Below are 12,865 nucleotides of genomic sequence, written 5' to 3' on the forward strand. Positions count from 1 at the left end.
GTTGTGACCGTGGCCGTGAAGAGGGGCAAATAAGCATCAGAACCTGTCTTTTCTACCCCGGATTTCGGCGAAAACCGCCGCAGGATCGGCGTTTACCATACCAAGATGGGCCTGAATCGCCGGATCAGTGGCCCTCAGAAACGGGTTGGTCGCTTTTTCAAGCGCCAAAATCGACGGAACAGTGGCTTCGCCAGCGGCACGGGCGCGGTCGATATCGGCAATTCGCTGTTTCAACGCGGTGTTCTCGGGATCGACGGTAATGGCAAATTTCGCGTTGGATTGTGTATATTCATGCCCCGAACAGACCAGAGTGTCATCCGGCAAAGCGGCCAGTTTGCTCAGTGACGCCCACATCTGCGCCGGGCTGCCTTCGAACAGACGCCCACAACCCAACGCCATCAGGCTGTCAGCGGTAAAGACGACCGCGCTTTGCGGAAGATAAAACGCGACATGACCAACCGTGTGCCCCGAAACGTCCAGCACCTCGACCGGTTCGCCACCGATCTCAAAGCTGTCGCCTTCGGCAACCTGCTGGTCCAGTGGGGGCAGGCGGTGCGCGTCGGCGGCCGCACCGATGACCCTTGCGGGGTGCTGGGTCAGAATTTCGGCCAGCCCTTCAACGTGATCCCAGTGATGATGGGTCAGCAGCACATGTGACAACGTCCATCCCCGATCTTCCAGCGCTGCAAGAATCGGCGCGGCCTCGGGCGCATCGATCAGCGCAGTCTGGCCATTGCCGCTGTCATGGGCCAGAAAGGCGTAATTGTCGCTGAGGCACGGGATTGTAACGATTTCAAGAGGCATGGCCTTTTGCCCTTTCATTGCTAGACTGCGCCCAGCTAAGCCGATTGACCGGATGTCCGCAATGCATCTTGATGTGCAGGATCTGAGGAACTTCTACTACCGCAGCACCCTTGGGCGCGCGGCGCAAGCGGCTATTCGCGGGCGGCTGACCCAGCTTTGGCCCGAAGCCAAAGGTCAGACCGTTGCCGGTTTTGGCTTTGCCGTGCCGCTGTTGCGCCCCTATCTGGCCGATGCGCGCCGGGTCATCGGGCTGATGCCCGGCCCGCAGGGTGTGATGCCCTGGCCTGCGGGGATGCCCAATGTCTCGGTTCTGACGGAAGAGACCCGGTGGCCCATTGAAACCGGTCACGTGGACAAGCTTGTGGTGATGCACGGGCTGGAAACGTCCGAGCGGCCAAACCAGCTGCTCGAGGAATGCTGGCGCGTTCTTGGCCCCGGTGGCAGGGCCGTGTTCATTGTTCCGAACCGGGCGGGTCTGTGGTCACGTACGGACAAAACGCCATTTGGCTTTGGTCGTCCCTATTCCGCCACCCAGCTGGAAAATCAGCTCAGATCACACTACTTCCTGCCCGAGGCGCATTGCTCGGCTCTTTACATGCCGCCATCCTTCCGGCGGTTCTGGTTGAAATCGGGCAGTCTGATCGAAAAAACCGGGCAGCGCATTCCAACTGTCATGGCAGGCGGGGTGTTGATGGTCGAGGTCACAAAGAACATTCACCCGCCTCGGGGTAATGTCACTAAAGATGCCATCAGGAAGCCGATCAAGGCGCTGGACGGTCTGCTAAAGCCTGCATGACAACCGCGTGCATCCCAAAGTGACAAATTCGCGAGAAAAAAGTCACAGGAATCGCAAAAACCTGCATATTCGTAACATTTTTCAACTGCCGCAACCGGTCCAAACGGTCGCACTTGATGTAAGTGTATGTAAATTAACATTTTGTGGATAAATCTGTTACCGCTATAGCGTATTGCTTGGTTGGTTCACCTCTGCTACATCCCCGGTGATTTTGATCCCCGACCGTCTGGCCGGGGTTTCCTCACGCCCCAAGGTAGCGGCCGCTACCCAAAATCGGGGCCTCAAATATCGGAAGGGTGGACGTGTCCGAACCAGCTTCGATTTCCACAGGCATCGCCGAGCGCTATGCCACCGCGATCTTCGAGATCGCAAAAGAGAATAATGACCTTGCGGGTCTGGAATCCGGCATCAATGATCTGGCAGCAGCACTGGGCGACAGTGCCGACCTGCGTGACCTGATCGCATCGCCTTTGATTTCGCGGGCCGAGCAAGAAGGAGCAATTGCCGCTGTTGCTGACAAGATGGGGCTGAACGCCATCCTGCGCAACACGCTGGCTCTGATGGCGCAGAAACGCCGCCTGTTTGTTGTGCCGCAACTGGTGCAGGTGCTGCGTGACATGCTGGCAGATGAGCGTGGCGAAGTGACCGCCGATGTCGCCTCGGCCAAGGCGCTGACCAAGACACAACTGGAAAAACTGTCCAAGACGCTGTCCGAGCGTGTGGGCAAGACCGTAACTATCAATGCGACCGTGGATGAAAGCCTCATCGGCGGTCTTGTCGTCAAAGTGGGCTCGAAAATGATCGACAGTTCGATCCGTTCGAAGCTGAACTCCCTACAGAATGCAATGAAAGAGGTCGGATAAATGGGAATCCAAGCTGCAGAGATTTCTGCAATCCTGAAGGACCAGATCAAGAATTTTGGTCAGGAAGCCGAAGTGGCCGAGATCGGTCGCGTGCTGAGCGTCGGTGACGGGATTGCCCGTGTATATGGCTTGGACAACGTTCAAGCCGGTGAGATGGTCGAATTCCCCGGCGGCATCATGGGTATGGCGCTGAACCTGGAAAGCGACAACGTCGGTGTCGTTATTTTCGGTTCTGACCGTGACATCAAAGAAGGTGACACTGTCAAGCGCACCAACTCGATCGTGGACGTTCCGATCGGTGACGAGCTGCTGGGCCGTGTTGTTGACGGTCTGGGCAACCCGCTGGATGGCAAAGGTCCGATCAATGCCACCAAGCGTGGCGTTGCAGACGTCAAGGCACCTGGCATCATCCCGCGTAAATCGGTGCACGAACCGATGGCAACCGGCCTGAAATCGGTTGACGCGATGATCCCGATTGGCCGTGGCCAGCGCGAGCTGATCATTGGTGACCGCCAGACCGGTAAAACCGCCGTGGCTCTGGACACCATCCTGAACCAGAAGGTCTATAACGAAGCAGCAGGCGACGACGAGTCGAAGAAACTGTACTGCGTTTACGTTGCGATCGGTCAGAAACGTTCGACCGTTGCCCAGCTGGTGAAGAAACTGGAAGAATCCGGTGCGATTGAATATTCGATCGTTGTCGCCGCAACCGCGTCCGACCCGGCACCGATGCAGTTCCTGGCACCCTATGCCGCAACCGCGATGGCGGAATATTTCCGTGACAATGGCCGCCACGCGCTGATCATCTATGATGACCTGTCGAAACAGGCCGTGTCCTATCGTCAGATGTCGCTGCTGCTGCGCCGCCCGCCGGGCCGCGAAGCCTATCCGGGTGACGTTTTCTACCTCCACTCCCGTCTGCTGGAACGTTCGGCGAAGCTGAACGAAGATTTCGGTGCCGGCTCGCTGACCGCTCTGCCGGTTATCGAAACCCAGGGTGGTGACGTTTCGGCCTTTATTCCGACCAACGTGATCTCGATCACGGACGGTCAGATCTTCCTGGAAACCGAACTGTTCTATCAGGGCATCCGTCCTGCCGTGAACACCGGTCTGTCGGTTTCGCGTGTGGGCTCGTCGGCTCAGACCGACGCGATGAAATCGGTTGCCGGTCCGGTCAAGCTGGAACTGGCTCAGTATCGCGAAATGGCGGCCTTTGCGCAGTTTGGGTCCGACCTCGACGCCGCAACCCAGCAGCTGCTGAACCGCGGTGCGCGCCTGACCGAGCTGATGAAGCAGCCGCAGTACTCACCGCTGACCAACGCGGAAATCGTCTGCGTCATCTTCGCGGGCACCAACGGTTACCTCGATAAGATCGACGTGTCGGATGTTGGCCGCTACGAGGCTGGCCTGCTGGCGCATCTGCGCGGCAAGCACGCTGACCTGCTGAAGTGGATCACCGACGAAGATCCGAAGATCAAAGGCGACGCGTCCGACAAACTCAAAGCAGCGATCGACGAATACGCCGCGACCTTCGCTTGATAGGAGGTTCCGATGCCTAGTCTGAAGGACCTTAAAAACAGGATCGAGTCGGTCAAATCGACCCGCAAGATCACCAAGGCCATGCAGATGGTCGCGGCCGCAAAACTGCGCCGCGCCCAGGAATCTGCCGAAGCCTCGCGCCCTTATGCCGAGCGGTTCAATGCCGTGATGGCCGGGCTGGCGGCGTCGGTCGGGGGCAGCGACAGCGCCCCCAAGCTGCTCCGTGGTTCGGGCAGTGATGATGTCCATCTGCTGGTTGTGTTGACAGCTGAACGCGGCCTGTGTGGCGGCTTCAACTCGAACATCGCCAAGCTGGCCCGCCAGAAGGCGGAAGAGCTGCGCGGCAAGGGCAAGACGGTCAAGATTCTGACCGTCGGCAAGAAAGGCCGCGACGCGCTCAAGCGTGATTTTGGCGATCTGTTCGTTGGGCATGTGGACCTGAGCGAGGTCAAGCGTCTGGGTTATTCCAACGCGCAGGACATCGCAAAGGACATCCTGTCCCGCTTCGACGGGGGCGAGTTCGACGTTGCCACGATCTTCTACTCGAAGTTCGTCAACGTTGTGACCCAGATCCCGACGGCACAGCAAGTCATCCCCGCCTCGTTCGAGGAATCGGAAGGTGACGACAGCGGTGCCATTTTCGACTACGAGCCCAGCGAAGAGGCCATTCTGGCCGACCTGCTGCCCAAGGGGGTTGCGACCGCGATCTTCTCGGCTCTGCTCGAAAACGGAGCGTCTGAACAGGGCGCGCGGATGTCCGCAATGGACAACGCGACACGCAACGCGGGTGAGATGATCGACAAGCTGACGATCCAGTTCAACCGCTCGCGTCAGGCCGTGATCACCAACGAGCTGATTGAAATTATTTCCGGCGCCGAGGCGCTGTAGAGACAAACCGGAGACGAAACATGGCGAATGCAAAAGGCAAAGTCACACAGATCATCGGGGCCGTCGTCGACGTGCACTTCGAAGATCAGCTGCCTGAAATTCTGAACGCGCTGGAAACCACCAACAACGGCAAGCGCCTGGTGTTGGAAGTTGCTCAGCACCTGGGTGAAAACACTGTCCGCACCATCGCGATGGACGCGACCGAAGGTCTGGTCCGTGGTGAAGTGGTCACCGACACCGGTGCACCGATCTCGGTTCCGGTTGGCAACGCCACCCTGGGCCGCATCCTGAACGTGGTCGGCGAGCCGATCGACGAAAAAGGCCCGGTTGAGGCAACCGAAGCGCGCGCGATCCACCAGCCCGCACCGACCTTTGCCGAACAGTCGACCGAGTCCGAAGTTCTGGTCACCGGCATCAAGGTGGTTGACCTGCTGGCCCCTTACGCCAAAGGCGGTAAGATCGGCCTGTTCGGCGGCGCCGGCGTTGGTAAAACCGTTCTGATCATGGAACTGATCAACAACATCGCAAAAGTGCACTCGGGCTTCTCGGTGTTTGCGGGTGTTGGTGAACGGACCCGTGAAGGCAACGACCTGTATCACGAGATGATCGAATCGAACGTGATCAAGCCGGACAACCTGTCGGAAAGTCAGGTGGCCCTGGTTTACGGTCAGATGAACGAGCCTCCGGGTGCGCGTGCGCGTGTTGCTCTGACCGGTCTGACCCTGGCCGAGCAGTTCCGCGACCAGTCCGGTACCGACGTTCTGTTCTTCGTCGACAACATCTTCCGCTTCACGCAGGCGGGTTCCGAGGTTTCGGCTCTGCTGGGTCGTATCCCGTCCGCTGTGGGCTACCAGCCGACACTGGCCACCGACATGGGCGCCCTGCAGGAACGCATCACCTCGACAAAGGCCGGATCGATCACTTCGGTGCAGGCGATCTACGTGCCTGCGGACGACTTGACCGACCCCGCGCCGGCAACCTCGTTTGCGCACCTCGACGCGACCACCGTTCTCAACCGTGCGATCTCGGAAAAGGGTATCTACCCTGCGGTTGACCCGCTCGACTCGACCTCGCGCCTGCTCGACCCGGCCATCGTCGGGGAAGAGCACTACAAGGTTGCGACCGACGTTCAGCAGATCCTCCAGCGCTACAAGTCGCTGCAGGACATCATCGCCATCCTCGGCATGGACGAACTGTCGGAAGAGGACAAGCTGACCGTGGCCCGTGCCCGTAAGATCGAACGCTTCCTGTCGCAACCGTTCGACGTGGCCGAGGTCTTCACCGGCTCGCCGGGTGTTCAGGTTCCTCTGGATGTCACCATCTCGTCGTTCAAGGCCGTTGTGGCTGGCGAATACGATCACCTGCCCGAGGCAGCCTTCCTGATGGTTGGCGGCATCGACGAAGTGATCGCCAAAGCCGAAAAAATGGCAGCAGCAGCCGCCTAAGGAGTATCCCTGATGGCAAACACGATGCATTTCGACCTCGTCAGCCCCGAGCGGAGCCTTGCTTCGCTCGAGGTCACCGCGGTCCAGATTCCCGGCGCGGACGGGGACATGACGGCGATGCCCGATCATGCCCCCACCATCACAACGCTGCGCCCCGGTCTGCTGAAGGTTGAGGCACCCGAAGGGTCCAGCGAATACCTGGTCACCGGCGGGTTTGCCCAGATCAACGGCGACAGCCTGTCGGTTCTGGCCGAAAAGGCGGTTCCGGTTTCGGAAATCACCCGTTCGCATATGGACGAGCTGATTGCCGAGGCGCGCGCCTCGCACGAAGCGGCAAAGGGCGGCGACGACATGTCGATCGTCGACGAAGCCGCGAAGCTGCTGGCCGATATGGAAGCCCTTGGGACACATATGAGCCTGTAATTGGCTTAACAGTGGAAAATTGGAACGGCCTCGCAATTGCGGGGCCGTTTTTTTGTCGTGCTTTTGCCAGAAAGCCGGGGTAAGTTGCGGAAATTCAAGTATAATGATGAAAACATGAAAAAATTTCTGACCCATCCCATTGGCATCGATCAGGGTGAAAGTGTTCTGTTTTCGGAATTTGCCGAAGGCGGGGACATGTGGACTGGCGAAGGCCCCCGCGAACGCCGGAAACCCATCCAATTCAAGGGCACGTTTCTTAGCCCGCCCATGGTTCAGATCGGGATTTCCCTTTGGGATGTCGACACATCATCAGCCCTGCGCGCCGAGGTTCAGGTAGAAAATATCACCTCGGAAGGGTTCGAAGCGGTGTTTCGGACATGGTCCGACACGCGGATTGCCCGCATCCGGATCAGCTGGACCGCGTTTGGAGAGGTAGCACACCCCGACGACTGGAACATTTCCTGATCCGGGGCTTGCAGGACAGGCGCGGGGCTCAGTCGTCCTGCGCTTCGATCATGTCCACCCGTGTGGCGTGGCGGCCGCCTTCGAATTCGGCCCCCAGAAACGCATCCACAATATCCAGCGCCTGACCTTCGCCGACGACACGCGCACCAATCGACAGCATGTTGGCATTGTTGTGCTGGCGGATCATCCGCGCAGAAAACGCATCCGAACAGACGCCGCAGCGAATGCCGGGTACCTTGTTTGCAGCCATCATGATGCCCTGACCCGTGCCGCAGAGGATAATACCCAATTCGCAATCACCCGATGCAACAGTCAGTGCCGCGGCCTTGCCGTGTTTGGGATAATGGGTGCTTTCAGAGGTCGTCGGGCCGATATCGACCACGTCCCAGCCTTGCTGCGCGATGTGGTTGGCCACGGCCTGACGCAGCTCGATTGCCGCGTGGTCGCTGGAAAGAACAATGCGTTTGTTGCCAGTCATGGAGATCGGTCCACTTGTGTCGCTGATCGCGCACATGGGTCAGGCTTGTGCGCAATCGATGGTTCAAAAAGAAAGGGACGACACATCCTGTCGCCCCGTCCAAACTCAATCCATCTGATACATGGATTCGTAGATCGGTGTCAGCGTCTTGTCTTCGAACAGGGATGACACGCTGGTTCCGTTCCAGATGTTCAGGATCGCCTGCGTAAAGATAGGCGCGGTCGGAACAATGCGGATGTTCTTGGCGCCCAAAATCTCTTTGGTCGGCTGGATGGTGTCGGTCAGCACCAGCGACTTCATCACCGAATTTGTCACCCGTTCCACCGCAGGGCCGCTCATGACGCCATGCGTGATGTAGGAATGAACCTCTTTCGCACCGTTATCCAGAAGCACCTGCGCCGCCTTGCACAGCGTTCCGGCGGTGTCGCACATGTCGTCGACGATCAGACAGATCTTGTCCTTCACATCCCCGATCACGGTCATCTCGGCGACTTCGCCCGCTTTCTCGCGGCGCTTGTCCACGATCGACAGAGGGGCGTTGATCCGCTTGGCCAGTTCGCGTGCGCGGGCCACGCCGCCCACGTCGGGTGAAACCACCATGATTTCATCCAGATTTCCCTTGAACTGATGCTTCACATCCAGCGCAAAGATGGGCGAGGCATAAAGGTTGTCCACGGGCATATCGAAAAAGCCCTGAATCTGGGCCGCGTGCAGGTCCATTGTCAGGATCCGTTCGATCCCGGCCCCGGTCAGCATGTTGGCCACCAGCTTGGCGCTGATGGGCGTGCGGGCCTTGGTGCGACGGTCCTGGCGGGCGTACCCGAAATACGGGATCACGGCGGTGATCCGCTGCGCGGACGACCGGCGCAGGGCATCTGCGATGATCAGCAGTTCCATCAGGTTGTCATTGGCCGGGTTCGAGGTCGGCTGGATAATGAACATATCCTCGCCGCGCACATTCTCGAACACTTCGACGAAAATCTCACCGTCGTTGAACCGTTCGACACGCGCATCGACCAGACCCTGATCAACGCCTCGGTACAGGCTCATGCGGCGTGCGATGGCTTGGGCAAGCGGAAGGTTGGCGTTCCCAGCGATAAGCTTGGGTTCGTGAAGTGTCGGCATCGGCTGAGGTCCCCGGGCAGCAATGGCAATGTGACAGAATCGTGATGTTGACACCGCTTAGCATGGCCTTACCGTCCCGCAAAGGTAACGCAGCGGAGAAAGTGCACATGACCCAGATTGACTACTTTTTTGCGACACTCTCACCCTATTCCTATCTGGCGGGGATGCGGCTGGAAGATATCGCGGCGAAACACGGCGCGACGATCAACTATAAACCGCTGGACATTATCGCCCTGTTCGCGCGCACCGGGGGAACCCCTCCGAAAGACCGGCATATCTCTCGTATCGAGTACCGCGCACAGGAGTTGCTGCGCCAATCGAAGAATCTGGGGATGGAGTTCAATCTGAAACCGGCGCACTGGCCGACCAACATGGCCCCGTCATCTTATGCGGTTATTGCCGCGATCAAGGACGGTTCGGGCGATGTGGGTAAGCTGTGTCATTCCTTCCTTCGCGCCTGCTGGGCCGAGGAAAAGGATATCGCACAGGACGATGTCATCCGCGAATGTCTGACGCAAGCCGGGTTTGATCCCGGTCTGGCAGACAGCGGCTTGCTGGTGGGGGCAGAAACCTATGCCGCCAACCTAGAGGAAGCCGTGGACCGGGGTGTCTTCGGCGCACCGTTCTATATCACGCCCGACGATCAGCGGTTCTGGGGTCAGGACAGGCTGGACGATCTGGACCGGCATCTGGCCAAGATGAACGGGTGACGGTCAGGGCCGTGATGCAATCCGTTTTCGTCAGGCACTTGGGTGAGGGGGAGCGGAAACTGCTCGCCCTCCATTGCACGATTGCGCATTCCGGTGCCTGGTCTGGTTTGGCCAGTGCGCTGGATGGCTGCGCGTCATTTATTGCCCCGGATATGTTGTCGCATGGGCGCAGCCCGGATTGGGACGGGCAGGGTGATTTCTTTGTCGCAGTGACCAAACCCGCCCTGGCTGAATTGACCGAACCCATGGATGTAATCGGGCATTCCTTTGGGGCGATGATCGCGCTCAGGCTGGCGATCGAACATCCCGACCGCGTGCGCAGCCTGATCCTGATCGAACCCGTGTTCTTTGCAGTTGCAAAACAGGATGCGCCGCTGTTGTTCGAACAGCACGAACGGGACTCCGAGCCGGTCAATGCGGCCTTCGCATCTGGTGACAAGGTTTTGGCGGCGCGCCTGTTCAACAGGGCGTGGAGCACGAAGATCAGCCCCAAATGGCCTGATTTGCCCGAACGCACGCGGGCAAATATGGTGCGTGGAATCGATGCGGTTCCGGCTGTGCAGCCTGTGCTCTACGATGATCAGGCAGGGTTGCTTGACGCCGATCAGCTTCGGCGTGCATCGATGCCGACCCTGCTGCTGAGCGGGTCAGAGACGCCGCCGGTGATCCACGCGATTTGCGCAGGGCTGAAACGGCGCCTGCCTGATGCACGCCATGAACGCATCAACGGCGCAGGGCACATGCTGCCGATTTCACACCCTGATGAAACCGGCGCTTTGCTGCGGGCGTTCTGGCAGGCCAACGCCCCGTTAGGCGTTAAAGCAGATTGAGAAACTGATCGATCTCCGCCGCTCCGATGGACCAGTCGCAAACCAGCCTGCACGCGAGGTTTTCGTTTTCATCCTCGCCGTCCAGCTCTGCCCCCCAAAGGTGATAAACCGCGCCGGCCTCATGCAGCTGCTTGTGCTTCGCGCGTGGGAATGAGGCAAAGATCATATTGGCCTGCGATTCGTGCAGAAACGCGGCCCCCTTGGCGCGCAAACCCTCGGCCAAGCGGGCGCAGTTGTCATTGGCCTGACGTGCCATCTTCAGCCACAGGTCGTCTTCCAGATAGGCCGCCATCTGAGCGGACAGATAGCGGTGCTTGGAAAACAGATGCGCCCCGCGCTTGCGCCGCAGCTCAAACTCCCAGGCTTTGCTTTCATCAAAGAACACCACCGCCTCGACACCCATCAGACCGTTCTTGGTGCCACCAAAACTGACAGCATCCACACCTGCTTTCCACGTCATATCCGCCGGGGAACAGTTCAGCGCAACCAACGCGTTGGTAAAGCGCGCGCCGTCCAGATGTACAGGCAGGCCGTACATCTTGGCGACCCCGCACAGGGCCTGCAACTCTGCCAGCGAATAAACCGATCCGCGCTCGGTCACTTGTGTGATCGACACGGGTCCGCGCTGCGGCCCATGTACGCCGCGTGTTTCTTCACCCAGAATTGACCCGCGCAGCGCCTCAGGGGTCATCTTGTCTCCGCCCGGAACCAGGGTCAGCTTGGCGCCGCTGTAAAACTCCGGTGCGTTGCATTCGTCCTCGTGGATATGCGCGACTGGGGAACAGAAAACCGTTTCCCAAGGCTTTGACAATGTTGCAAGGGCCAGAGAATTCGCGGCTGTCCCCGTCGCCACCAGATAGACCGCAGCACCCGGAGCCTCGAAGATGCTGCGGATACGGTCGCGCACCTCGTTCATCAGCGTATCCGCACCATAGGCCATCTGATAGCCCTGATTGACCTCGGCCAGCCTGGCCATGACCTGCGGATGAACCGGCCCGGAATTGTCAGACGCGAAATGCATCAGCTTGGCTCCTCGATTATGTAATCTTCCCACTCTTCCATGGGTGTCTCAAACTCGGACACTGTGCGCCCCTGAACCGAGACCCCGGCGGCATGCACACTGTCCGCTGTACCAGATATCAACGGGTGCCAGTCGTAAAGCGGTTTGCCTTCCCACAGCAACCGATACGCGCAGGTTTGTGGCAACCAATAGGCATGTTCGTCGATATTGTCGGGGGTCATGACGATGCATTCGGGCACGAATTGATGCCGGATGTCGTATTGTACGCAGCGGCAGCTTTCGTCATCCAACAGGCGGCACGCGACGCAGGTCAGGGCAACCTCGCCCGTGTCTTCATCTTCCAGCTTGTTCAGGCAGCATTTGCCGCAGCCATCACATAACGCCTCCCACTCGCGCTGGTTCATTTGGCGCAGGGGTTTGCGCTCCCAAAACCGGGCAGGCAGGCCCGTGCGTTCAATCGGATCAACACTCATAGGGTGGTCAATATACCGCGGGCCTGTTTGCAGTCGGCATCCATCTGCGTGATCAGACTCTCCAGCCCGTCAAATGTCATCTCGGGGCGCAGAAAGTCGATCAGACCCACCGACAGCGTCGCCCCGTACAGATCGCCCGAAAAGTCGAACAGGAAGGTTTCGATATTGGGCACCTGGCCGTTAAACATCGGACGTACCCCGATCGAGGCCGCGCCGTGATAGCTGCCTTTATGCGGCCCATCCAACACGTCCACCAATACGGCGTAGACACCGAACTTTGGCGGGTGCAGCCCTTCGATGGACATATTCGCGGTGGGAAAGCCCAACTCGCGCCCGCGCTGTTCGCCCCCGATCACTTCGCCCTCGATCCGGTGCCAGTGTCCCAGCATCGCGGCTGCGTCCCGTGGTCGGCCGTCGCTCAGCGCGGTGCGAATGGCGGTTGAGGACACAACGTTTTCCGACCGTTCCATCAAAGGCGCAATCGTCACGCCGAACCCCATGTCCCGCCCGAACCGCACCAGATCCTGCGCCGTGCCGCTGCGGCCCTTGCCAAAGCAGAAATCGGCCCCCACCACGACATGCGACAGGCCCAGCCCGTCGCAGATCACGTTGCGTGCAAACTCTTCCGGCGATAGCCCTGCCAGCGCGGCGTTGAACGGCAGTTCATACAGCTTCTCTACGCCCAGCTTTTCCAGCCGGTGCGCCCGCGCATTGCCCCGCATCAGGCGGAACGGAGGCGTGTCCGGCGCAAAATACTCCCGCGGATGCGGCTCGAAGGTCAACACACCCAGCGGCGCGTCTGGCGCAGCATTACGGGCCAGTTCGATGACCGACTGGTGCCCCAAATGAACGCCGTCGAAATTCCCGATTGCCACGCTGGCGCCGCGATCTTCTGGCTGGACGAACTGGATATCCCGGATGATGTGCATAGACGATTGCGTAGCGGCGCGAGTCAATTTGTTCAAGCGGCAGTTTGAATTCCAAGAATGCGATCCTGCGAATGAG

At 59.3% G+C, this 12,865-nt stretch carries 15 protein-coding genes; 9 read left to right on the forward strand and 6 right to left on the reverse strand.

Annotation, left to right across the window (positions count from 1 at the left end):
• Nucleotides 1–36: 36 nt before the first annotated feature.
• Nucleotides 37–804 carry a hydroxyacylglutathione hydrolase gene (gene gloB / locus ACR0CE_RS05150; RefSeq protein ID WP_480505889.1) on the reverse strand — a complete coding sequence of 256 codons (768 nt, stop codon included), beginning with the start codon at nt 802–804 and terminating at the stop codon, nt 37–39.
• A gap of 61 nt (nt 805–865) precedes the next feature.
• On the opposite strand from gloB, the gene ACR0CE_RS05155 reads away from it, so the two are divergent.
• The 7 genes from ACR0CE_RS05155 to ACR0CE_RS05185 all read left to right on the forward strand — a co-directional run bounded on the left by ACR0CE_RS05155 (nt 866) and on the right by ACR0CE_RS05185 (nt 7,223).
• Nucleotides 866–1,600 carry a class I SAM-dependent methyltransferase gene (locus ACR0CE_RS05155; protein WP_480831821.1) on the forward strand — a complete coding sequence of 245 codons (735 nt, stop codon included), beginning with the start codon at nt 866–868 and terminating at the stop codon, nt 1,598–1,600.
• A gap of 302 nt (nt 1,601–1,902) precedes the next feature.
• Nucleotides 1,903–2,463 (forward strand): F0F1 ATP synthase subunit delta, encoded by a 561-nt coding sequence (locus ACR0CE_RS05160; RefSeq protein WP_209598051.1) that lies wholly within the window; start codon nt 1,903–1,905, stop codon nt 2,461–2,463.
• Nucleotides 2,464–4,002 carry a F0F1 ATP synthase subunit alpha gene (gene atpA, locus ACR0CE_RS05165; RefSeq protein WP_209504804.1) on the forward strand — a complete coding sequence of 513 codons (1,539 nt, stop codon included), beginning with the start codon at nt 2,464–2,466 and terminating at the stop codon, nt 4,000–4,002. It abuts the gene before it with no gap.
• Nucleotides 4,003–4,014: 12 nt separating this feature from the next.
• Nucleotides 4,015–4,890 (forward strand): F0F1 ATP synthase subunit gamma, encoded by an 876-nt coding sequence (locus tag ACR0CE_RS05170; protein WP_480487549.1) that lies wholly within the window; start codon nt 4,015–4,017, stop codon nt 4,888–4,890.
• Nucleotides 4,891–4,910: 20 nt separating this feature from the next.
• The gene (atpD, locus tag ACR0CE_RS05175; RefSeq protein WP_209504802.1) at nt 4,911–6,335 is read left to right on the forward strand and encodes a F0F1 ATP synthase subunit beta; all 1,425 of its coding nucleotides are present in this window, start codon (nt 4,911–4,913) and stop codon (nt 6,333–6,335) included.
• A gap of 12 nt (nt 6,336–6,347) precedes the next feature.
• Nucleotides 6,348–6,758 (forward strand): F0F1 ATP synthase subunit epsilon, encoded by a 411-nt coding sequence (locus ACR0CE_RS05180; RefSeq protein ID WP_209504801.1) that lies wholly within the window; start codon nt 6,348–6,350, stop codon nt 6,756–6,758.
• 114 nt (nt 6,759–6,872) lie between these two features.
• On the forward strand, nt 6,873–7,223 hold the full coding sequence (locus ACR0CE_RS05185; RefSeq protein WP_480831286.1) for an H-type lectin domain-containing protein: 351 nt from the start codon (nt 6,873–6,875) through the stop codon (nt 7,221–7,223).
• Nucleotides 7,224–7,251: 28 nt separating this feature from the next.
• On the opposite strand, the gene rpiB is transcribed toward ACR0CE_RS05185, so the two are convergent.
• Nucleotides 7,252–7,701 carry a ribose 5-phosphate isomerase B gene (gene rpiB / locus ACR0CE_RS05190; protein WP_480482278.1) on the reverse strand — a complete coding sequence of 150 codons (450 nt, stop codon included), beginning with the start codon at nt 7,699–7,701 and terminating at the stop codon, nt 7,252–7,254.
• 105 nt (nt 7,702–7,806) lie between these two features.
• Nucleotides 7,807–8,826: a ribose-phosphate pyrophosphokinase gene (locus ACR0CE_RS05195; protein ID WP_209504798.1), complete on the reverse strand. Its 1,020-nt coding sequence runs from the start codon at nt 8,824–8,826 to the stop codon at nt 7,807–7,809.
• 107 nt (nt 8,827–8,933) lie between these two features.
• Here ACR0CE_RS05195 and ACR0CE_RS05200 point away from each other — a divergent pair, with 107 nt between their 5' ends.
• Complete coding sequence (locus ACR0CE_RS05200) at nt 8,934–9,536, forward strand: DsbA family protein (RefSeq protein ID WP_480487552.1); 603 nt, start codon at nt 8,934–8,936, stop codon at nt 9,534–9,536.
• A 14-nt stretch (nt 9,537–9,550) separates the two neighbouring features.
• Entirely contained in the window at nt 9,551–10,366 is an 816-nt protein-coding gene (locus ACR0CE_RS05205) for an alpha/beta fold hydrolase (protein WP_480528837.1), read from the forward strand.
• On the opposite strand, the gene ACR0CE_RS05210 is transcribed toward ACR0CE_RS05205, so the two are convergent.
• Genes ACR0CE_RS05210 through ACR0CE_RS05220 form a run of 3 tightly spaced genes read right to left on the reverse strand, consistent with a single transcriptional unit; the run spans nt 10,353 to nt 12,789 of the window.
• A complete protein-coding gene (locus tag ACR0CE_RS05210; RefSeq protein ID WP_480831289.1) occupies nt 10,353–11,387 on the reverse strand; it encodes a threonine aldolase family protein in 1,035 nt (344 codons plus the stop codon). The genes ACR0CE_RS05205 and ACR0CE_RS05210 overlap by 14 nt on opposite strands.
• Complete coding sequence (locus ACR0CE_RS05215; protein ID WP_209504795.1) at nt 11,387–11,860, reverse strand: YcgN family cysteine cluster protein; 474 nt, start codon at nt 11,858–11,860, stop codon at nt 11,387–11,389. The genes ACR0CE_RS05210 and ACR0CE_RS05215 overlap by 1 nt, the downstream gene beginning before the upstream one ends.
• A complete protein-coding gene (locus ACR0CE_RS05220) occupies nt 11,857–12,789 on the reverse strand; it encodes a bifunctional riboflavin kinase/FAD synthetase (protein ID WP_480475451.1) in 933 nt (310 codons plus the stop codon). Before ACR0CE_RS05220 ends, ACR0CE_RS05215 begins: the two co-directional genes overlap by 4 nt.
• Nucleotides 12,790–12,865 lie beyond the last annotated feature (76 nt).

This window comes from Ruegeria sp. L11 (assembly GCF_056531755.1).

Excerpts from the sequence above, each read along its gene's own strand:
- ACR0CE_RS05185 (WP_480831286.1), top strand. The coding sequence starts at position 6,873 with ATGAAAAAATTTCTGACCCATCCCATTGGCATCGATCAGGGTGAAAGT.
- ACR0CE_RS05155 (WP_480831821.1), top strand. The coding sequence starts at position 866 with ATGCATCTTGATGTGCAGGATCTGAGGAACTTCTACTACCGCAGCACC.
- ACR0CE_RS05170 (WP_480487549.1), top strand. The coding sequence starts at position 4,015 with ATGCCTAGTCTGAAGGACCTTAAAAACAGGATCGAGTCGGTCAAATCG.
- ACR0CE_RS05195 (WP_209504798.1), bottom strand. The coding sequence starts at position 8,826 with ATGCCGACACTTCACGAACCCAAGCTTATCGCTGGGAACGCCAACCTT.
- atpD (WP_209504802.1), top strand. The coding sequence starts at position 4,911 with ATGGCGAATGCAAAAGGCAAAGTCACACAGATCATCGGGGCCGTCGTC.
- ACR0CE_RS05205 (WP_480528837.1), top strand. The coding sequence starts at position 9,551 with ATGCAATCCGTTTTCGTCAGGCACTTGGGTGAGGGGGAGCGGAAACTG.
- atpA (WP_209504804.1), top strand. The coding sequence starts at position 2,464 with ATGGGAATCCAAGCTGCAGAGATTTCTGCAATCCTGAAGGACCAGATC.
- gloB (WP_480505889.1), bottom strand. The coding sequence starts at position 804 with ATGCCTCTTGAAATCGTTACAATCCCGTGCCTCAGCGACAATTACGCC.
- rpiB (WP_480482278.1), bottom strand. The coding sequence starts at position 7,701 with ATGACTGGCAACAAACGCATTGTTCTTTCCAGCGACCACGCGGCAATC.
- ACR0CE_RS05220 (WP_480475451.1), bottom strand. The coding sequence starts at position 12,789 with ATGCACATCATCCGGGATATCCAGTTCGTCCAGCCAGAAGATCGCGGC.
- ACR0CE_RS05180 (WP_209504801.1), top strand. The coding sequence starts at position 6,348 with ATGGCAAACACGATGCATTTCGACCTCGTCAGCCCCGAGCGGAGCCTT.
- ACR0CE_RS05215 (WP_209504795.1), bottom strand. The coding sequence starts at position 11,860 with ATGAGTGTTGATCCGATTGAACGCACGGGCCTGCCTGCCCGGTTTTGG.
- ACR0CE_RS05210 (WP_480831289.1), bottom strand. The coding sequence starts at position 11,387 with ATGCATTTCGCGTCTGACAATTCCGGGCCGGTTCATCCGCAGGTCATG.
- ACR0CE_RS05200 (WP_480487552.1), top strand. The coding sequence starts at position 8,934 with ATGACCCAGATTGACTACTTTTTTGCGACACTCTCACCCTATTCCTAT.